Genomic DNA, 19971 nt, shown 5'->3' with positions numbered 1-19971 from the left:
AGGCGTTGCAACACCAGATCGACTGGGATATGGGTTATTATGTAGTTTTTTGGGATTTGGATAAGGTTATGAAGGGTATCATTTTAGCTGGTGGGTCTGGCACGAGGCTATTTCCGAGCACGATATCGGTGTCGAAGCAACTTCTGCCAGTCTATGATAAGCCTATGATCTATTACCCGCTCAGCACGCTCATGCTGGCGGGTATCAGGGACATTCTGCTTATTTCCACGCCGAGGGATCTGCCGTCCTTCCGAAACCTGCTGGAAGACGGTTCGCAATTGGGTCTCAACATCTCATACGCGGAGCAGCCGCACCCTGAAGGCCTTGCCCAAGCCTTCTTGATCGGCGAGCGCTTTATTGGCGATGATGCGGTCTGCCTTGTCCTAGGAGACAATATCTTTCACGGGCATGGGCTGCCGGAGCTGCTGTCAAAAGCCGCTTCGCGCGAGAAAGGCGCGACGGTTTTCGGCTACCGGGTCAAGGATCCGGAACGCTACGGCGTCATAGAGATTGACGGGGGAGGGCGAGCCGTATCAATCGAAGAGAAGCCCAAGCGTCCGAAATCAAGCCTCGCGGTTACAGGTCTGTATTTCTATGACGGCCGCGTTGTCGAGATCGCCAAATCCTTGCGCCCATCTCCTCGCGGCGAACTGGAAATCACCGATGTCAATGCCGCCTATATGCGCGATGGCGAGCTGCGCGTCGAGATCATGGGACGCGGATTCGCCTGGCTCGACACAGGCACGCACGGATCTCTCCTTGAAGCGAGCCAGTTCGTGCAGGTGATCGAAAACCGGCAGGGTCTGAAGATCAGCTGTCCGGAGGAGATCGCGCTGCGCATGGGCTTCATCTCGCCGGAGACGTTTTTTGCGGCGGTGCGACGGTGTGAAAAAAGCAGCTACGGCCAATACCTGCTCTCGCTGCCGCAAATGGCCCCGGAGCTCTTTCCTGAGAACCCCGCATTACTGACACAGGTGGCGTGACATGGCAGCGAAACGCATTGTTGTTACTGGGGGGTATGGCTTCATCGGATCGGCCCTGATCCGGCTGCTCCTGTCGGAGACAGATCACGAAGTCCTCAACGTCGACAAACTGACCTATGCGGCCAACCTTTCTTCAATCCCTCAGGCCGACGGCAACCCCAGGTATCGATTCGTCAGGGCGGATATCGCCGATGCGTCGACGATCCGAAATGTCTTCGAGGAGTTCCGGCCCGACTCGGTGATGCATCTTGCAGCGGAAAGCCACGTGGATCGCTCGATCGACGCTCCACAGGAATTCATTAAAACAAACGTGGTCGGAACCTTCACACTGCTTCAGGAAGCGCTTCGCTATTGGCGGACGCTCCCTGTTGAACAGAGCGCTCAATTCCGCTTCCTGCATGTTTCGACCGACGAAGTGTTCGGCTCGCTCGGCCCGGCGGGTGCGTTCATCGAAGAGAGTCCATATCAGCCCAACTCGCCCTATTCAGCCAGCAAAGCGGCCTCGGATCATCTCGTGCGCGCCTGGCATCACACTTTCGGTTTGCCGACGCTTGTCACAAACTGCTCCAATAATTACGGACCCTATCAGTTTCCCGAAAAACTCATCCCCCATATGATCATCAAGGCCCTAAGTGCGGAGCAGTTGCCAGTTTATGGCGACGGGCAGAATATCCGAGATTGGCTATACGTCGAAGATCACGCAAGAGCGCTCCTTCTCGTATTGGAAAAAGGCGAGATCGGGGAAACTTATAATATCGGCGGGAAGAACGAACGCACAAACCTCCAGGTGGTTGAAGCGATCTGCGGCCAGTTGGACGGCATCTTGCCCCTTGAACGAGGTGCCCGCAGGGATCTCATAAGCTTTGTCACCGATCGGCCCGGTCACGACCGCCGCTATGCCATCGACGCTTCGAAGATCGAACGCGACCTCGGCTGGCGCGCGCAAAAGACACTCGATACCGGGCTTGAAGAGACCGTCCGCTGGTATATCGACAATCGCGTCTGGTGGCAGGCCGTTCTCGATGGCGGCTACAAGGCGGATCGGATTGGAACGAGCTGACATTGTAGGCCACAGCTGGCCGGTGCGATCATCGTCGCGACCGCGTTTCCTACCAGTCCCGACCTAGACCTGCGAACGCCGAACAAATCGCGGCACTTTCCCCACGCGCCGCCTGAAGAGGTCGCCATCGAAGCCCGCATCGGAATTTGCGGCCCCGTCGCGGGGTCGCGATTTTCTGCGATCAGCCCCGAAAGGCCGATCGCAGGAACCTGTCACGCATAAGTTTAGAGATAGGGGCACGGCCGTTCGTAGCCGTTCAGATCGATATAGGTGCCGGTGTTCGGGTTGAAGGACCGGAACGTGGCTGCACAACGACCGTAGCCGTCATCATAGGCGCCGGGCGGTGGAGCGGCATAAGCGCGGTTGGCCTCGTTGGCGATGATGGCACCGCCGATGATCGCGCCAGCAATGCCAAGTCCGACGGCTGCACCGCTGGGACCGCGATGACGGTTCCCCCAGTGACGACCGCGTGGGCCGGGACCGTATCCGGGGCCGGGCTTCGGGCCTGGTTTGAAACCGGGTTTGTGGTGTTTCGGACCGCCGGGATATTGTACGGTCATCGCGCCCGAAGACATTGCGCTCTCCAGACCGGACACAAGCGGAGCCGAACTAGCAGAATACGACGCCAAGGTCATAGCAGCACCAAGCGCCGCCGCTGCGCAGGATACTTTAATAATTTGGGACATGTTAACCCTCTCTGAATACTAAACTGCCCAACACATCGCAAGATATGATGGTTCCGCAGCTCGGCCAAGGGTTGAGCATATTACCGTTTATTTACCATGAAAAAGCGGCCACGCCGAGCGACAGCGTTGCGATGGTGGTGAGCACGCCCCGCACCCGCCCATACCAGGCAGGCAGCGGCAACGCGGGTGGGGCGGCCCTTTCGACGAAAAACCAGACCGTGAGCGCCAGCGCGAGAATGCCGAGACCGTCGGGGCCGCCGCTTACCGCGCCAATCCACGCCATCAGGGACGGAATGGCTGCCAGCCCGTAGGCGCTCCAGCTCGCCTGGCTTTCGTCGACCACAGCGAACCCCCAACGGACACCGCCGAGAAACGACAGCACGATGGCGCCGTAAACGATCAGCGCGGAAGCGGCTTCAGCCCTGATTTCGGGCGCCAGACACACGGCGAGGGCGCCCATGGTGAAAGGAAGAAGGCAGGCAAGCCCGATAGCGCGCGCCGGAAAAGGCATGGCTTGAGAGGCTTTCACGTTCGACGGCACCGGCATTGCGATTTCCTCCGCGCGGGGAAATTATTATACGCGCCATTAATTTACCGCAGACGCCATGCTTGAAACTTGCGCCGCTGCAGAGCTTCGCAAAAGCGGCGCGTAAGCATCGGATTTTGAAGTGGACCTTTTCGCTTTTCTCGTTGCCCTGCTGGTCGGGGCCGTCTTCCTCACCCGTGTCGCCGCCAAGTTGTCGATGCCCTATCCGGCGCTGCTCGCGCTCGGCGGGGCGGCGGTCGGGCTGCTTCCGAACATACCCCGCTTCGAACTGGATTCGCAGTTCGCGCTTCTCGTGTTTGTCGCCCCCGCTCTTTTCATCGCCGCCTGCGAGGTTTCGCCCCGCGATCTCAAGGATAACCGTCTTCCGATCGTGACGCTGGTGGTCGCCGCCGTGGCGGTCACGACCGCCGCCGTAGCGATGGTCTTTCACTCCCTCGAACCTCAGGTGCCCTGGGCGGCGGCAATCGCACTCGGAGCGATCGTTTCGCCGCCGGATGCCGTGGCGGCGACCGCCGTGCTGCGGCAGGTGAGAATTCCGCACCGCATCCTGCAAATCCTCGAAGGAGAGAGCCTTTTCAACGATGCCAGCGCTCTGTTGATTTTTTCGATTGCCGTGAGGGTCGCGACCCAGGGGAGCGACGACATCGCCCCCGTCGCCTTCGCTTACGTGCTCAGCATCTTCGCCAGCGTTGTTGCCGGGCTTGCCTGCGTGTGGCTTTGTGTGCGGCTTGTGGCCTTCGTCCGCGATCCAGCGTCCAGCATCGTGCTTCAGTTCTGCGCGGTGCTTGGCGTTTGGATGCTGGCGGAGAAACTGGATTTGTCGCCGGTCTTGACCATCGTCGCCTTTGGGATCGGACTGATGCGTTTTGCTGTGCCTGGCACGGATACGGTCATTCGCGTCCAATCGCGGTGGGTCTGGCGTACCGCGATCTTCTTCACGAACGTTCTTGGGTTCACGCTTCTCGGCTTTCAACTCGGACCGCTTCTTTCGCCGCTCACGCCGGCAGAACGGTCGCATTACCTCGTGGTCGCGCTCATCGTCCTCGCGACGGTGATCCTTGTCCGCCTCGCCTGGGTGCTGACTTTCAACACGGCACTGCGTTCGACCTATCGCGCGTTTCCCAGCAGGGCGAACCGGATGTTCCTGAGGCCATCTCTGCGCGGCAGCCTGGTTGTCGGATGGAGCGGCATGCGCGGCGTGCTGACGCTCGCGGCGGCCCTTGCCTTGCCAGCGGGGTTCCCGGAGCGCGAACTCATACAATTCGTGGCTTTCGTCGTTGTGCTTGGAACGCTGCTCGCTCAGGGGCTGACCCTTGCGCCGCTTGTCCGCATCCTGAGGCTGCCGAACGACAATCAGGTCGATGCGGAAACTGCATTTGCGAGACGGAAGGCGCTGGAAGCGGGGCTTCAGGCGCTTGAGGGAGAGACGTCCGCCTACGCCGATGCGCTGCGGATCGAGTATAACGCAGCCTTGGCCCGGTGGAACGACACAGGCGCGCTTCTCGCATCCGGATTGCCGACGATGGAGGCCAGCGAACACGATCTTCTGCACCAGCGGACGGTCACCGCCTCGCGGCAGGCGCTGGCGAAACTGCTGACGAACGGTCAGATCGGCACCGAGGCGTATTTCCGGGTCGAGGAGGTGCTGGACCGAACCGAGCTTTACACCTCGCGCTCGGTCTTCAGGAGTTGATCCCTTTTCAGACGACGGCGTTTTCGCCCCAGGCTCGGGCCACCGCGTTCACGAGGCGACGAGGGGGTGCCGGCTTTGTCAGTACCTCGGCCCGGGGCCACTCTCGCCTGAGCTTGTCCACCTCGGCGTAACCGGTATAGAAAACCACGCCAACGCCACGCTCCGTGAGAACACGCGCCGCCGGGAAGACCTCCTCGCCGCGCAGGCTTACGTCGAGCAGCGCTGCGGACATCGGCGTATCGGAGGCAATGGTCATCGTGTGCTTCAGCGTGACGGCCGGCCCCAGGATCACCGCCCCCGCCTTCTGAAGCATGATGCTGATATCGAATGCGAGGATCGCGTCGTCCTCGGCCACGAGTATTTTTGCTCCCTGCAAGGGCATTTCAGAATCGGAACTCATTCTGTCCGCATATCCAAAGCGAGAAATATCCAACCAATTTGGGGTCACTTGCAAAAATTCCAAATGAGACCTGCGAGTAGGTTTCCCGATGTGCCGACTTTTTCCGCGGTCCTTTCGGAGAATTGTTGGATTCAGCAAGCGAAATGGAGTTGGGGTTGTACCATGGTATGCCACCACTCGCAGTGAAACCGTATGTTGTGATGAACCGTTTCCTAGTGCGGCGCCTTCAGTCCCGCTCTTTTGAACGCATGCTCTCAAACAATCGTATACGTCCGCAATCGCGTTGCGGACGGACAGTGCAAAGGCCCCCCGATCCCCTTGAGGCCGAAGCGGTTCGAAGCGTGGTCTTGGCGAGCCCGCAAGCGGTCGTCTGCTGTGAGATTCGAGCCGCATTTTGCGGGGTCCACGGCGAGGGCGGCCTCCCGCAACGCATCGTGTCGCCCGCATGAATGCCTCTGATTATTAACGACTTTTTCCAATGCTCCGCGTTCGGAACACATCACGCCGTCGGTTTTTTCTCCCCTTGCGAAAAAAGGGCTTGACCTCGGGGCCGTTATAGCCACTTAAAGCAGCTCGATTGCGAAACGATTGCGCCATATCAGGGCGCCGGGGAGGTGACTTCTGCTCATAAAGGCTGCGACTTGGGTCGGGACTTGTTCCGTCTCCCGTATGCTGAACGTGCAGAAATAGCCTGTCTGGCAAACTCCGCATCGCGCGGTGAAGCGTTCGTCAGCAGCATCGGATTAACTCTTAAATGGGAGGTCCCATGCGATGGACATTTACCCGACGCCGGCGGAGGTTCTCCGCAAGCTTCAAGTAGATCGCCCCGTACTCGGATTCCGTCCGCATGCGGCAGCTCGTGCTGCGCGCTGGTTTCTGGACAATTTTCCGGGAGAGACGCTTTATGCGGTCAAGGCGAACGATTCGCCAAAGGCCCTTAATTCGCTCTTCGGCGCGGGGATCCGGCATTTCGATGTCGCTTCCGCAACGGAGCTTCGCACCATTGCGAATCTACCGGGCGCGAAGATGCACATCATGCATCCGATCAAATCGCGAAAGTTCATCTCCGAAGCGTATTTCGACTTCGGCGTGAGAACCTTCTCGCTCGATTCCGAAGCCGAACTCGAAAAGATCCTTGCCGTCACCGGCAACGCGAAGGATCTGACGCTCGTCGTGCGTGTAGCCTGTCCTTCGACCTACAGCGAGATTTCGCTTGAGGGCAAGTTCGGCGCGCAGTGGAGCGATGCACCGGATCTCATCCGGCGCACCCGCCAGAATGCGGAAGCGCTCGGCGTATCGTTCCACGCCGGGTCGCAGATGATGTGCCCCGAAGGCTACGGCCAGGTGCTTCGCACCGTGTCGAAGCAGATCGCGCGCGCGGCGACGCTCGTCGACATCGTGGATGTCGGCGGCGGCTTTCCCTCGGTCTATCCGGGTCGCGAGCCGCCCGCGCTCGATGCCTATATGGACGAGATCCGCGACGCGTTCGACCAGATGCTCGTCACATATAACTGCGAACTCTGGTGCGAACCGGGCCGCGCCCTTGTCGCCGAGTCCGAATCCGTGATCGTGCGGGTGGACAGCCGTCGGGGCAATACGCTCTTCATCAATGACGGCGCGTTCGGCACCCTTTACGACGCGGCGCATTGCAAGTGGGTATTTCCGACCCGTGCCTTCGACGCAAACGGCCACGAGATGAGCGGTCGCAAGCGGGAGTTCGACCTTTACGGCCCGACCTGCGATAGCGCCGACTATCTTGAGGGGCCGTTCCTGCTGCCCGAAAACATCGATGAGGGCGACTTCATCGAAATCGGCAATATCGGTGCGTATGGTCGCGTGATGGCGAGCCACTTCAACGGCTGCGGCTATTATGACGAGGTGGTTCTTGCCGATGAGCCGATGTTGTCGATGTATGGCGAAGATGTGGAAGCAACTTCGATATCGGCAGCGCTTTAGCTTTTTGCCTGCAACCTGACTTCCAAGTAAAGCGAGAGCTTGACCCTCCAGGCCGCCGGACTTTTTCCCGTCCGGCGGCCTTTCGCGTTCTGCGACCTGAAGCTTGTCTTGACAAAAACGTGAAGAAAATCTGTCGCGCTGGCGCAAATTCTTCGCGGGATCAGCGGAACCATGGCGGAAGCGGGCTGTTAGCAGCGTAAAGTCTCAGTCTGAGACTATGCAAACGGTATGATAGGAGCTTGAATGGCCTCCCAAACTCCCAAGAAAGGTTCGACCTCGAACAGAGGTTTCGCCTCCATGGACGCCGAAAAGCAACGCGCCATCGCTTCGAAGGGCGGGCAAAGCGTCCCGAACGAAAAGAGAAGCTTCAGCCAGAACCGCTCGCTTGCCGCCGAAGCCGGTCGCAAGGGCGGTCAGAACGTGTCGGACGAAAACCGCAGTTTCTCGCGAAACCGCGATCTCGCCGCGCAGGCAGGCCGTAAGGGCGGACAGGCGAGCCACGGGGGGAAGTCCCGTGAAAGCCGCTCGCAAGTCTGACGCTTACGCACCAAGACGATCCGTCTCATAAGAAACCCCGTCAGTTGGCGGGGTTTTCTTTCAGTTCGGCACGGTGCTGCAGGCCCGCCTGAAGGGCGCGCTCGCTTCGGTCAAAGCCAGACCTTCATCGATGAGCCTCGTCAGGATCGATTGATCGCTTCGTCATCGAAGGCCATGAGCCAGCGCGCTTTCGACAAAAGAAGATGCGGAAGGCGCCCCGCGGCTACAGCAAACTCCCATCGAAAGGCTTCAGCAGAGAATCCGGGTTCCGCTGTCACCGCTTTTTCAGCAGCCTGCCAGGGCGGAGTTCGGCCATCATGAATCGGCTTGGGGAATTTCCACTCGGCGCGAATTCTTGACCGGTTCGTGCTGGTCGAAGAGGCAGGGCGTAGCGCCTTCGACGGCGCCCCGCGAAGCCCAATTTGGATCTTTCCTGAAAACAATGAGGGTGGCTCGGCGAACGAAAGGGGCGATGAAACCTCACTGCCCCAATCGATCAGGACAGCAGCTGCAAGCCAGCGGCGCGCTGATAATATTCGCTGCCGCGCATCAGATCCTGATGGCTGCCGAACGCCTTTACCATCCCGCCTTCGACCAGCGCGATCTTGTCGGCCTGCCGCACCGTGGAAATTCTATGCGCAATCACAAGGATGGTTTTCTTCCCCGCTTGTGAATGCATGTATCCGCGAACGAGTTCTTCATTGTCGGCGTCCAGCGCAGACGTCACTTCATCGAACAGAAGTATGGGGGCGTCCTTGATAATGGCGCGCGCGATGTTGAGACGTTGCGCCTGCCCGCCTGATATAAGGGAGCCGAGTTCACCCACGAATGTCTCGTACCCATTCGGCAGACCTGCGATGAAATCGCTTAGCCCCACCGTCTTGCAGGCTTCATCGATTTTTTCCTGGGAAACGCCAGCTCGTCTCAGTGTCAAGTTCTCTCGAATCGTCCCGCTGAAGATGAAGTTCGATTGCCCGACATACGCGATAAGGTCTCGAAGCTCTGGGACTGGAATTGTTTCTATCGGGCTGCCGCCGATGCGGATTTCGCCCGATTGATGAGGGTGGAAGCGCAAGAGTAGTGAAAACACCGTGGATTTTCCTGCGCCCGAAGGGCCCACGAGGGCGATCATTTCACCGGGCTTCACATCAAGCGACAGGTTCCGAAGGACGTCACCACCCGAATTGTAAGCGAACCGAACATCTTTCATCTCGATCGACATCCCCACCTCGGATTTCGTAGGCGGTGCCTTTTGGATGCCGGCGACATCTGTCTGGTCCGGCTCGTTGTCGGCCAGCAGGTCATGCACCATCCCGACGCCAACAAGCGACGTCTTCAGAGAAACCCGAAGTTGGCTGAGCCGTCGTGCCGGATCGAGCGCGAGAAGGAGCGCCGTTACGAACGAGAGAAACGTCCCCGGATCGTAGACGCCATAAACGGAGCGATACCCCGCGTAAAGAATTGTGAGGCCGATGCCGACGCCGCCGATTGTATCGATGATGGGCACGGGGGCAGTCTGAAGCGCGGATACCTTATTCGATCTGTCCTTGATACTCTCAATAACCGTGCCGACCTCGGACTTGATGATCGGCTCCAGATTGTATGACTTTATGACCTTCACCCCTTGCACGACTTCCCGCACGTGCTTGTTCAGCTCGGCGACCGAGAGCATCTCCTGCTGCATCAGTGCCTTGATACGCTTCAGCAAACGTGTGATCGCAAAAAAAACGGCCGGCACGGCGAGCAGGCAGATCAAGGTCAGCGTAAGATCTTGAGCAACCATGACAACAAGGAGTGCCAGAACGGTTGCTCCATCGCGCGCGCCGTTCAAAACAACCTGGTTGAGGATGGTGCCAAATGACGATGCGCCCATATTGGTTCGCATCGTGAGGTCGTCCGACGAATAGCGCTCGAAGAAGCGCACACGCTGAGCCATGATATGAGACAATATTCGCTCTTGCGTGCGTGCGACCATATCATTCGCGATGCGCGCTGAAAGCACGGCTTGCCAGTATGACGAAGCCCCTTTCGCAATGAAGAGCGCGACGATCGCGAGAAAGAGGGGAACCAGATACTGGCCCTGTTTATTTACAAAAAAATCGTTAACGACATCGCGCACAAGCCACGCGGCCATGGCAGTGGCATAGGAAGAAATTCCTATCAAGACAAAGATGATGGCATATTTATATTTATATAAGGGGAAGTATGATTTAAAAATAGAAACGAACACCCGGAAATCGTCATCTCCGAATACCTTGAATAGAGAAATAAACTTCGAACGAAAAGTGGTCATAATTTTAGCTCTGCCCTTGCCCTTCCAGGTCGAAATTCGGCATTTAGGCCAATAAAATCTAATGATGGCCCCGTCAAGGTATTCGACTATTTTTTCGCTCGTCGCCCGCACGCTCAACACCCAAATGCCATGCGCGTACCGGTCCCCGGTGCCGCCGCCTGGGCCAGGGGTCTCTCACCGTCCAGTACTATCGATGGTTTAAATTGCCGGTGCGGGTTGTTTCATTCGGCCATATATGCCGATGGAATCCTGCGAGTCGGGTCGAGATCGAGGTCGGCGCGCAATCGTGCACGCTTCCAGCGATCGGCCTCTTTTTCAAGGGGAATGTTGGTAGCGGAGGAGGGACTCGAACCCCCGACACGCGGATTATGATTCCGCTGCTCTAACCAGCTGAGCTACTCCGCCAAACGACAATGCCAACGCATCGCTGCGCTGCATCAGCCCTGTATAAGGAGGCACGCCCCCGCCGTCAATATTCCGAACGGCCTTATCCGACTTTCTTCAGCCTGAGCAGCGTGAAGATCCCGAGCGGGGCGGCATCGGTGGCGTCGATGAGCTCGAAACCCGGCGCATCGGTCACGTTCTGCATCGGGAATATGGGGTGCCAGCCGAGACTGCGCGAATATTTCGCGAGCCACTTCTCCACTCCGGCACGCGCACCTTTCTCGCGGCTGAAATGGTTGACGACGATCGCGGTTCCGCCCGGCTTCAGCACGCGCCGCAGTTCAGCCATCACGGCGGCGGGTTCCGGCACCACGGTCATCACATACATCACGGCGGCGGCGTCGAAACTCTCGTCGGCGAAGGACAAGCGGCTCGCATCCATCACGAGAAGCGTCTTGCGGCGAAGGCCGAGCCGGTTCACGCGCTGTGCGGCCTTCGACAGCATTTCCGGCGACAGGTCGATGCCTGTCACGTCGAGGTCGGCGCGGTAGCGTGGCAGCGAAAGCCCCGTTCCAACGCCAACTTCGAGGATCCGGCCGTTTTCCTCGTTCAGCTTGTCCACCGCGAGCCTGCGCCCCGGACCCGCGATCACGCCGAAACTGTAATCGTAGATCGGCGCCCACCAGCGATAGGCTTCCCGCACCGCATTATCGTCAAGCGACGGCTGATTGACCGTCTTCGTTTCCGTGCTCACGCCGCAACCCTTTCGATAAATCCGCCGCCCAGCACGCGGGCCGCGCCGCCCGCGCGGTCATAAAAGACACAAGCCTGACCGGCCGCGACGCCAAATTCGCCCCCCGGCAGCTCAACCCAAACGTCGCCACTATCCGCGAAAAGGCGGGCCTCGCGCGGCGGCTGCGTGGATCGAACCTTCACGAACAGCGAGCGCCCGCCGGCCACGGCCTCATCGAACGAACCGCCCCCGATCCAGTTTACGTCGCGCAAGGAAAGACGCGCGGTCCGCAGCATCTCGCGCGGCCCCACGATCACACGTCTTGCCGATGGCTCAATCCGAATCACGAACAGCGGTTCTCCCGTTGCGATGCCGAGGCCCTTGCGTTGGCCCACAGTGAAATTGATGATGCCAGGGTGCTGGCCCAGCACACGTCCGTCCGCATGGACGATGTCGCCCGGCTCGCCGCTTTCCGGCCTGAGCTTCCGAATGATCGACGCGTAGTCGCCGGAGGGCACGAAGCAGATATCCTGACTATCGGGCTTCGATGCAACAGGCAAATGAAGGGCTGCGGCCATCTCTCGCGTCTCGGTCTTCGTCATTCCACCGAGCGGGAATCGAAGGAAGTCGAGCTGCGCCTGGGTTGTGGCGAAGAGAAAGTAGCTCTGGTCGCGGTCCGGGTCCACCGCCTGATGCATCTCGATGCCGCACGCTCCGGGGACGCTCCGCACATAATGTCCGGTGACGAGCGCCGAGGCGCCAAGCTCGCGCGCCGTTGCCAGAAGATCGCGAAACTTGACCGTCTGGTTGCAGCGCACGCATGGAACGGGGGTTTCTCCCGCCAGATAACTGTCGGCGAACTCGTCGATCACGGACTGGCGGAAACGGTCCTCGTAGTCGAGCACGTAATGGGGGATGCCGAGCCGGTCCGCCACGCCTCGCGCGTCCATGATATCCTGGCCCGCGCAACACGCGCCCTTCCGCGCTGTCGCCTCGCCGTGGTCGTAAAGCTGCAGCGTCACGCCGACCGTATCGTAGCCCGCGCGCTTGACGAGCGCGGCCGTCAGGGACGAGTCGACGCCGCCCGACATGGCCACGACAATGCGATGGCTCGACGGTGATCCCGTGAACCCGAGCGCGGCGGGAGAAAGGTCCGGGCCGCGTCCCGCGAGCGGTGCGGGAGCGTCGGCGATGGATGTCGGCATGTCGGAGGCTTTTCGGTTTCGTTACATCGAGACATATAAGGTAGAGGCGACGCACAGCCAAATGCCGCGACGGAGACACGTCGCGAGAGATTGGCGCGACATTTTGGCGGGCATTGCCGGAATGCGCATGCGAAAGCGCTGTCTTCGGGGGCGTTGGCGCAATATATGCTCAGCGGAAGCCGGGCGAGACGCAGCGCTGTTGCTTAACGTCGATGCGGGTTCTACATTGACATTCCAGGTCCGCATGGCTGACCCGCATCAGCTTTCATCCAGCTTGAACATGAGAGAACAATGATCGACGGCTGGGTCATTATCGGGTGTTCCTTCTTTTATATCGGAGCGCTTTTCGCCATTGCCTGGTACGGCGACCGCGCCGGCAAGAAGAATCGCACCCTGTTCGGGCGTCCTTACGTTTACGCGCTGGCACTGGCCGTCTACTGCACGTCGTGGACGTTCTTCGGCAGCATCGGCTCCGCCGCCGAGAAGGGGTTCGACTTCATCGCGGTCTATCTCGGGCCGATCATCGCCTTCACGGCGGCCATGCCGCTGCTGCGCAGGCTCATCGTTCTTTCGAAATCGCAGAACATAACCTCGATCGCCGATTTCATCGCCGCGCGATACGGCAAGAATCCGGCTGTGGCCGCTGTCGTCACCATTGTCGCGGTGGTGGGAATGCTTCCCTACATCGCGCTGCAACTGAAGGCGATCTCGCAAGCCATCGCGGTGCTTCTCGCGAACTCTTCGACGACAGGGGCCGGGCTGCCATCCGCCCCCTCGCCGAATACGGATTTCGTGATCGCGCTCGTACTCGCCGCTTTCACGATCCTGTTCGGCGCACGAGACAGCGATGCAACCGAACATCAGCGCGGCCTGATGCTGGCCGTGGCGGTGGAATCGGTCGTCAAGCTCGCGGCATTCCTCGCCGTCGGCCTGTTCATCGTCTACGGCATGTTTGGCGGTATCGGTCCGCTCATCACCAGGGCGATGGACGATCCCCATATCGCGCAGATCTTCAGCACGGGCCTTCACGGCGGAACGCTGCTCACCGTGACATGGCTGAGCTTCGTCTGCATCTTCCTCCTGCCGCGCCAATTTCATGTGACGGTGGTGGAGAATGTTTCCGAGGAGGAGTTGAAGCGCGCGTCCTGGTTGTTCCCTCTCTATCTCGTGGCGATCAACCTGTTTGTCGTGCCGGTGGCGATGGCGGGTACGCTCATCTTTCAGGGACAAAACGTTCCGCACGACATGTACCTGCTTGCGTTGCCCCTGAACGCCGGCAGCGAGTTCTTCACGTTCATCGCCTTTCTCGGCGGGCTGTCTGCGGCAACGGCCATGGTCGTGGTCGAGACGGTGGCGCTGTCGGTGATGGTCTGCAACGACCTCCTGATGCCGCTGATCCTCAAGCGCCGCGCGAACGTCGTGCAGAACCGCCGCGACATGAGCGGCGTGCTGCTCGACATCCGGCGGGTGGCGATGCTGGCGGTGATCCTGCTCGCCTATCTCCTCTACGATCACATCGGCAATGCGTCGCTCGCGGAAATCGGGCTGTTGTCCTTCTCCGCGATCGCGCAATTCGCGCCCGCGTTCTTTCTCGGCATGGTATGGCGCAGGGCGACGGCGCGCGGCGCGGTCGCGGGCATTCTCGCGGGCTTTGCCGTGTGGGCCTACACGCTGCTTCTGCCCAAATTGATCCTCTCGTCGCCAGAAGGCGCGGCCTTCCTCAAGGACGGCCCTTTCGGCATCGCGTTCCTGCGCCCCGAAATGCTGTTCTACATGAACTTCGACCAGTTGACGCATGGCGTCGTCTGGAGCCTCGCCGTAAACGTCTTCGCTTTTGTTTCCGTATCGCTGCTGCGCCCGCTCGAACCCATCGAGCGCCTTCAGACGAACGTCTTCATCGAAGACCCGAACCCGCAACCGGCCAATGGCCCAGCCTTCAAGCCATGGCGCACGACGGTTTCGTTCGATGAACTCATCGGAACGGTTTCGCGTTATCTCGGCGAGGAGCGCACGCAACGCGCCTTCACCGACTACATGGAGAGCCGGGGCATCGCCAGGACGGGCCATCCTCAGGGCGACGTTCACGCGCTGCGTTTCACCGAAAACCTGCTTGCAAGCGCCATCGGCGCGCCGTCCTCCCGGCTTGTGATGTCCCTGATGCTGAGGCGTCTCAATGTCGGCCGCGAATCGGCCCTCCGCCTTCTCGACGAAGCGTCCGAGGCGGTCCAGTACAACCGCGACCTGCTGCAATTGGCGCTCGACCATGTGCGTCAGGGCATCGCCGTGTTCGACAAGAACATGCATCTCATCTGCTGGAACAGGCAATTTCGCGAGATCCTGCAATTGCCGCAGCAATTCGGCCGCGTCGGCGCGCCGCTCGACGAAATTCTTCGCTACATGGCCCAGCGCGTGCATCAGAACCCCACGGCGGCTGAAGAACTCGTTACCGATCGCATCGCGAAATACCAGCTCACCATGGAGAGCTTCCACGAGCGCTCCATCGAAGGGCGCGTGCTTCAGGTGCGAACCAATGCCATGCCGCAGGGCGGCATCGTGATTACATATACCGACATCACCGAGCGCGAGGCGGCCGCCGAAGCTTTGGCGCGGGCGAACGAGACCCTCGAAAGGCGGGTGGAGGCACGTACGCAGGAACTTGCCATTGCCAAGGCCAAGGCGGACGAAGCGAACCTCTCGAAGACGCGCTTTCTCGCGGCGGCGAGCCATGACGTTCTCCAACCGCTGAACGCCGCGCGGCTCTACGCCGCGAGCCTGATCGAGCGGTCGCCGCCCGCCGAACTCGGCCGTCTCGCGCGAAACATCGACGCCTCGCTCGACGGCGTGGAAGAAATCCTGAACGCGCTTCTCGACATCTCGCGGCTCGACTCGGGGGCGATGAAGCCCGACTTCACCGTTTTCCCGATCAAGGATCTGCTCGAACAGATCCGCATAGACTTCGAGCCCATCGCCAAGGCGCGCGGCATCTCGTTCAAGATCCTCGATTCCGGCGCGCTCATCCGTTCGGATCGAAAGCTCTTGCGCCGCATCCTGCAAAACCTGATCTCGAACGCGCTGAAATATAACCGCGAAAAAGGCCGCGCGGTGCTCGGCTGCCGCCGGCATGGCCGCAACCTCGTCATCGAGGTTCATGACAGCGGCCCCGGCATACCCGAGCATCAGCGGGACCTCATCTTCAAGGAATTCCAGCGACTCGATCACCACATCCACGCGCCGGGCCTGGGCCTTGGACTTTCCATCGTGGAACGCATGTGCCGCGTGCTTGGTCACGAACTCGCCCTGCGCTCCAAGCTCGAACATGGCTCGACTTTCACCGTGAACGTACCGCTCGCGCGCTGGATCGAGATGGAGCAGCCCCGCCCGTTCCCCGCGCGACCGGCCCCTTATGGCGACCTGCGGGGCACGATCGTGCTTTGCATCGACAACGAACGCAGCATCATCGATGGCATGAGCACCCTGCTCTCGGGCTGGCAATGTCAGGTCATGACGGCAGTCGACGCGGAGGACGCCATCAGCCAGTTGCAGAAGGCGATGATCGTGCCGCATATCATCGTGTCGGATTACCATCTCGACAGTACCGATGGCTGCACAGCGATCAAGACCGTCTCTGCCGCCTGCGAAACGGAGTTGCCCGGCATCATCGTCACGGCGGACGGTTCCTATGAAGTGCGCCGCCTCGTGAACGACGCGGGCTACGCCTTCCTGCAGAAGCCGGTCAAACCGGCGGCGTTGCGCGCGCTGCTGACGTCGATGGTGATGCAGCGCCACGCCGCGGAGTAGGCGGGTGCGACCGGCTCCGGGCGGCCTGCCGCGCATGGTTTCTAAAGGCTCAGCGTCTCCAGCACGAGCGCGTTCACCGCGTTCATGTCGTAAAATCGCAGGGCGAGGCGGCGCGATTCCTCGCTCATCAGCGGCATGAGATCCGGCCGCTGCAAGATCTGGCTCATCGCGCGCACGAGCGCATCGGGGTCGCGCACGGGCACCTTGTAGCCGTTCAGCCCTTGCTGCACGAAGTCGCGGCAGCTTCGCGTGTCGGTGGTGATGACCGGTCGACCGAGTGCCAGCGCTTGAAACAGCGGACGCGGAGCGCCGTTGCCCCACGACGGTGCGACCACCACATGGCACTTTGAAATGAGCGAACCCGCATCGTCGACCGGGCCGATATACTGCACGAACTCGCGATACTGCTTCAGGATTGCAGTGTCGACCGGCGCAATGGCCTCACCCGGCGTCGACGCGAGAAAAAATCGCGCGCGGCGCGCCTTGAGCCGCATGGTTTTCGCCGCTTCGCAATAATCGAGAATGCCCTGAAGCTGGTCGAGCGGCGCGGCCATGAGGAACAGCGCGCCGCGATCGAGAGGCGGCAACGCGCGCTGCACATGGCGGTGCAGATCCTCTCCCCACCCGCCGACCGCGACCGCCGGTTTCGATGGAGGCAGAAGCTTCGTGTCGTCCGCGAATTTCATGTCATGCGCGCTGTGGAACACCACCGCATCGCTCCACGAGAAGACGGTGCGGAAGACGGTCTTCATTGCCTGCCGGTGGCTCCACGCCGACGCGCCCGCCGCGCCTTCCATGAAGGCGGGGCCGAAACTCGGCACCACCGTTACGACATGCGGAATCTTCGCGATCTTCGCCGCCGCGACACTCACCATGCCGTTGCGGGCGGATTCAACGAGAAGCACGTCCGGCGCGACGTCGCCGAACAGGTTTGAAAGCTCGCGCATGCGCCGGTACTTGTCCCAGAGCGCGAGTTGCGGCGGCAGGGAGTAAGCCTCCGCGCCGAGATGCGACAGGATGCGCAGATCGCCGTTCGACAGTTCGGGCGCAAACGCGAAGACGCGGTGCCCGCGATTGACCATGTCGAGGATCAGGCCATGGCAGAAATTGATGAGCGCGCCAGCCGACGACGCCGTCACCGCCACGCGCTTTCGATGCGACGGCAGCGGCAGGTAGGGCTGCGAAGGATAATGCGCGTGTTCGATGGCGGTGAATTCGGTCGGAGGGATGTTTTTTGAAGCGAAACGCATCACGAGCAATGCACCGGGTCAAAAAGCCTGTGCCGCCCACCATGCGGCTGAAGCGTTGAATTTTAGTATGATTGCGCCGTTGCGTCAAAGTCTCCGAAGGTTTGAGCGGCATGACGGCGGAACAGACAGCCGCATGGTCGCCACTCGCGCGCCATGCAACGGGATCGGACGACGGACGCGGATCGAGGGAGAGTCGATCACCTGGTGGAGCGAATTTGACATTTGAGTCCCGGTTGATGCGAGCTCTCGCTCAAATGTCGAATTCAAAAGCTCCACTAGAATCATGATGTTGCTAGTGGTCCTTTCGATTCCGACACTTGCTCGCAAGCGTGCTGCAAACGGATGCAAATGTCGGAAACGGACCACCTAGACCAATGCCGGAGGCGACGGCCCCGCGATCATGGGCTGACTTGGCTGTTCTGGTAAGGTAGATTTTGAAGTCTGAGGCAGTCGGATTGTCTGCCTCCAATCAGCATAAACAACGGCAGCAAAAGGCCGGACCATCGAGGAAACAGCCGCGCATAGCGGCCTTAAGGAAGGAAACCGCGCTTATGTCAAGCTCGAATGGTGAAACTGCGGCTGCGCTTCTTGTTGCGCCGCTCGCGGCAGCCGCGCCTGAGGCGGGAAGCTATCGCGCAGGTTCTGCAACCCATAAGGCGACTGTCGCTCACGGCGGTTTGTAGAAGGTGCGTCGCTTATGTTTAAGCTTCGCGCTGCTTATCGTGACGCTCGCGCGCACCTTTGCGGAAGGCGGAGAGGCGCCACCTCTGCCCATGGAGGAAATCGCGCCCGGTGTCCATGTCTTCGTCGGTGCAGTCTCGCTCATGACGGCGGAGAACCGGGGGGCGATCGCCAATGTCGGTTTCATCGTCGGTGACGATGCCGTCGCGGTGATCGATACGGGCGGGAGCATGCGCGAAGGCCGCAGCCTCCTTGCCGCCATACGGTCGGTTACGTCGAAGCCTGTTCGTTATGTCGTTTCGACCCACATGCATCCGGACCACATCTTCGGGAACGCCGCTTTTTCAGAGGGAGGCGCGACTTTCGTGGGCCATCGGAAACTGTCTGCAGCACTTGCCGCGCGCGGCCCCTTCTATCTGCAAAAGTTCACCGAGCTTCTTGGGCCTGAAATCATGGAACGTGTCGCCATTGTGCCGCCGACGCTTGTCGTGTCCAACGAGACGACGCTCGATCTCGGCAATCGTGTCCTCACGCTGAAGGCCTGGCCGACGGCTCATACCGATAACGACCTGACCGTTTTCGACCAGTCGAGCGGAACCCTGTTTTCCGGCGATCTCGTGATGGCGCAGCACTTGCCCGTGCTCGACGGTAATCTTCGAGGCTGGCTCGCCGCGCTCGACGACCTTGAAAAGATGAAAGCACGAAAGGTCGTGCCGGGGCACGGTCCGGTCCTGCAGAACTGGCCCGCTGGCCTCGGCGATCAGCGCCGCTATCTGGAACGGTTGGCCGCCGACGTGCGCGGTCTGATCCGCAAGGGTGCGCCGATCTCCGAAGCTCCGACCGCCGCGCGCTCGGAGCAGGATCGCTGGAGTCTCTTCGGCGAATTCAATGCCCGCAATGCAACTGCGGCTTATGCAGAAATGGAGTGGGAATGAGGAGCGCTTTCCTTCGTCACGTCGTTGCCGTCTTCGCGGCCGTCTTTTTTGCCGCTTTGTCTCCGCTGCCAGGTCGCGCCGACGAGGCCCCGGAACCCGAGATGTCCGAAGAGGCCTGGGACGCAGTCAGATACAACCTGTTCGGCGAGAGGCCCCTTGAGGACGGGGCAGGGCTTCTGGCGCTGGAGATGCCGGCCCGCGCCGATGACGCCGCCATCGTTCCAGTCACGCTCAAGACGACGCTTCCGGTCGGCGATGCACGGTCCGTCCGGAAATTCTGGCTGGTCATCGACGAGAACCCTGCGCCACTCGCCGGGGCCTTCACCTTCGGCCCTTCCTCTGGCGTCGACGCTCTTTCGACCCGTGTGCGCATCAATGCCTACACCTACATCCACGGCGTCGCCGAACTGTCGGACGGCAAGGTGTATGTCGTGAAAAAATTCATCCGCGCTTCGGGCGGCTGCGGCGCGCCGGCCCCCAAAGACAGCGTGCGGACGGACACAGGCGCGATGAAATTGAAGCGCTTTGGCGAGAAGACATCTCGTGAAATGCAGATCATGATCCGCCATCCAAATAACTCAGGCTTTGAGATGGACCCGATCACCCGCTCTTACGTCCCGGCGAACTACATCGAGGAACTTAAGATCTGGCAGGGGGAGAATCTGCTGATGTCGATGTCGGGAGCAATCTCGATTTCCCAAGACCCGAACGTCCGCTTTACCTATCGCCCGAACGGGGCGATGAGCATACGAGCGGAGGCGCGGGATACGAATGGAGCGTCATTCAGGGGCGAATGGGCTGTGGAAGGGAACGGCTTTTAGTCCAGCCGC

At 60.4% G+C, this 19971-nt stretch carries 15 protein-coding genes and 1 tRNA gene; 8 read left to right on the top strand and 8 right to left on the bottom strand.

Features of this window, described 5'->3' with window-relative positions; genetic code table 11:
* The first annotated feature begins 68 nt into the window (after nucleotides 1-68).
* Nucleotides 69-983 (top strand): glucose-1-phosphate thymidylyltransferase RfbA, encoded by a 915-nt coding sequence (gene rfbA / locus EK416_RS13325; RefSeq protein WP_127078268.1) that lies wholly within the window; start codon nucleotides 69-71, stop codon nucleotides 981-983.
* A 1-nt stretch (nucleotide 984) separates the two neighbouring features.
* Complete coding sequence (gene rfbB / locus EK416_RS13320) at nucleotides 985-2043, top strand: dTDP-glucose 4,6-dehydratase (protein ID WP_127078266.1); 1059 nt, start codon at nucleotides 985-987, stop codon at nucleotides 2041-2043.
* Nucleotides 2044-2267: 224 nt separating this feature from the next.
* Here the strand turns inward: rfbB and EK416_RS13315 are convergent, their stop codons facing one another.
* The gene (locus EK416_RS13315) at nucleotides 2268-2618 is read right to left on the bottom strand and encodes a BA14K family protein (RefSeq protein WP_245434056.1); all 351 of its coding nucleotides are present in this window, start codon (nucleotides 2616-2618) and stop codon (nucleotides 2268-2270) included.
* A gap of 202 nt (nucleotides 2619-2820) precedes the next feature.
* On the bottom strand, nucleotides 2821-3276 hold the full coding sequence (locus EK416_RS13310) for a DUF3429 domain-containing protein (RefSeq protein ID WP_127078262.1): 456 nt from the start codon (nucleotides 3274-3276) through the stop codon (nucleotides 2821-2823).
* A gap of 121 nt (nucleotides 3277-3397) precedes the next feature.
* On the opposite strand from EK416_RS13310, the gene EK416_RS13305 reads away from it, so the two are divergent.
* Nucleotides 3398-4969, top strand: a complete 1572-nt coding sequence (locus EK416_RS13305) for a cation:proton antiporter (RefSeq protein ID WP_127078260.1) — start codon at nucleotides 3398-3400, stop codon at nucleotides 4967-4969.
* A gap of 7 nt (nucleotides 4970-4976) precedes the next feature.
* Here the strand turns inward: EK416_RS13305 and EK416_RS13300 are convergent, their stop codons facing one another.
* Complete coding sequence (locus EK416_RS13300) at nucleotides 4977-5369, bottom strand: response regulator (RefSeq protein ID WP_127078258.1); 393 nt, start codon at nucleotides 5367-5369, stop codon at nucleotides 4977-4979.
* A gap of 771 nt (nucleotides 5370-6140) precedes the next feature.
* On the opposite strand from EK416_RS13300, the gene EK416_RS13295 reads away from it, so the two are divergent.
* Entirely contained in the window at nucleotides 6141-7325 is a 1185-nt protein-coding gene (locus EK416_RS13295; RefSeq protein WP_127078256.1) for a type III PLP-dependent enzyme domain-containing protein, read from the top strand.
* Between the two features lie 243 nt (nucleotides 7326-7568).
* The gene (locus tag EK416_RS13290; RefSeq protein ID WP_013419904.1) at nucleotides 7569-7862 is read left to right on the top strand and encodes a con-10 family general stress protein; all 294 of its coding nucleotides are present in this window, start codon (nucleotides 7569-7571) and stop codon (nucleotides 7860-7862) included.
* 496 nt (nucleotides 7863-8358) lie between these two features.
* On the opposite strand, the gene EK416_RS13285 is transcribed toward EK416_RS13290, so the two are convergent.
* From EK416_RS13285 to mnmA, 4 genes are all read right to left on the bottom strand, one after another.
* On the bottom strand, nucleotides 8359-10155 hold the full coding sequence (locus EK416_RS13285; protein ID WP_127078254.1) for an ABC transporter ATP-binding protein: 1797 nt from the start codon (nucleotides 10153-10155) through the stop codon (nucleotides 8359-8361).
* A gap of 328 nt (nucleotides 10156-10483) precedes the next feature.
* Nucleotides 10484-10560 (bottom strand) — tRNA-Met (locus EK416_RS13280).
* Between the two features lie 82 nt (nucleotides 10561-10642).
* Nucleotides 10643-11293: a class I SAM-dependent methyltransferase gene (locus tag EK416_RS13275; RefSeq protein ID WP_127078252.1), complete on the bottom strand. Its 651-nt coding sequence runs from the start codon at nucleotides 11291-11293 to the stop codon at nucleotides 10643-10645.
* Complete coding sequence (mnmA, locus tag EK416_RS13270; protein ID WP_127078250.1) at nucleotides 11290-12477, bottom strand: tRNA 2-thiouridine(34) synthase MnmA; 1188 nt, start codon at nucleotides 12475-12477, stop codon at nucleotides 11290-11292. Before mnmA ends, EK416_RS13275 begins: the two co-directional genes overlap by 4 nt.
* A 291-nt stretch (nucleotides 12478-12768) precedes the next feature.
* On the opposite strand from mnmA, the gene EK416_RS13265 reads away from it, so the two are divergent.
* On the top strand, nucleotides 12769-16275 hold the full coding sequence (locus EK416_RS13265; RefSeq protein ID WP_127078248.1) for a PAS domain-containing hybrid sensor histidine kinase/response regulator: 3507 nt from the start codon (nucleotides 12769-12771) through the stop codon (nucleotides 16273-16275).
* Nucleotides 16276-16316: 41 nt separating this feature from the next.
* On the opposite strand, the gene EK416_RS13260 is transcribed toward EK416_RS13265, so the two are convergent.
* A complete protein-coding gene (locus tag EK416_RS13260) occupies nucleotides 16317-17525 on the bottom strand; it encodes a glycosyltransferase (RefSeq protein WP_127078246.1) in 1209 nt (402 codons plus the stop codon).
* Between the two features lie 686 nt (nucleotides 17526-18211).
* Here EK416_RS13260 and EK416_RS13255 point away from each other — a divergent pair.
* Nucleotides 18212-19141 carry a quinoprotein relay system zinc metallohydrolase 2 gene (locus tag EK416_RS13255; RefSeq protein ID WP_425376118.1) on the top strand — a complete coding sequence of 310 codons (930 nt, stop codon included), beginning with the start codon at nucleotides 18212-18214 and terminating at the stop codon, nucleotides 19139-19141.
* Between the two features lie 101 nt (nucleotides 19142-19242).
* Complete coding sequence (locus EK416_RS13250; protein WP_245434055.1) at nucleotides 19243-19962, top strand: quinoprotein dehydrogenase-associated SoxYZ-like carrier; 720 nt, start codon at nucleotides 19243-19245, stop codon at nucleotides 19960-19962.
* The last annotated feature ends 9 nt before the right edge of the window (nucleotides 19963-19971 follow it).

Source organism: Rhodomicrobium lacus (assembly GCF_003992725.1).
Classification (GTDB): Bacteria; Pseudomonadota; Alphaproteobacteria; order Rhizobiales; family Rhodomicrobiaceae; genus Rhodomicrobium; species Rhodomicrobium lacus.
The sequence above is the reverse complement of the archived record's forward strand: the minus strand, read 5'-3'. Positions and strand labels throughout refer to the sequence as shown.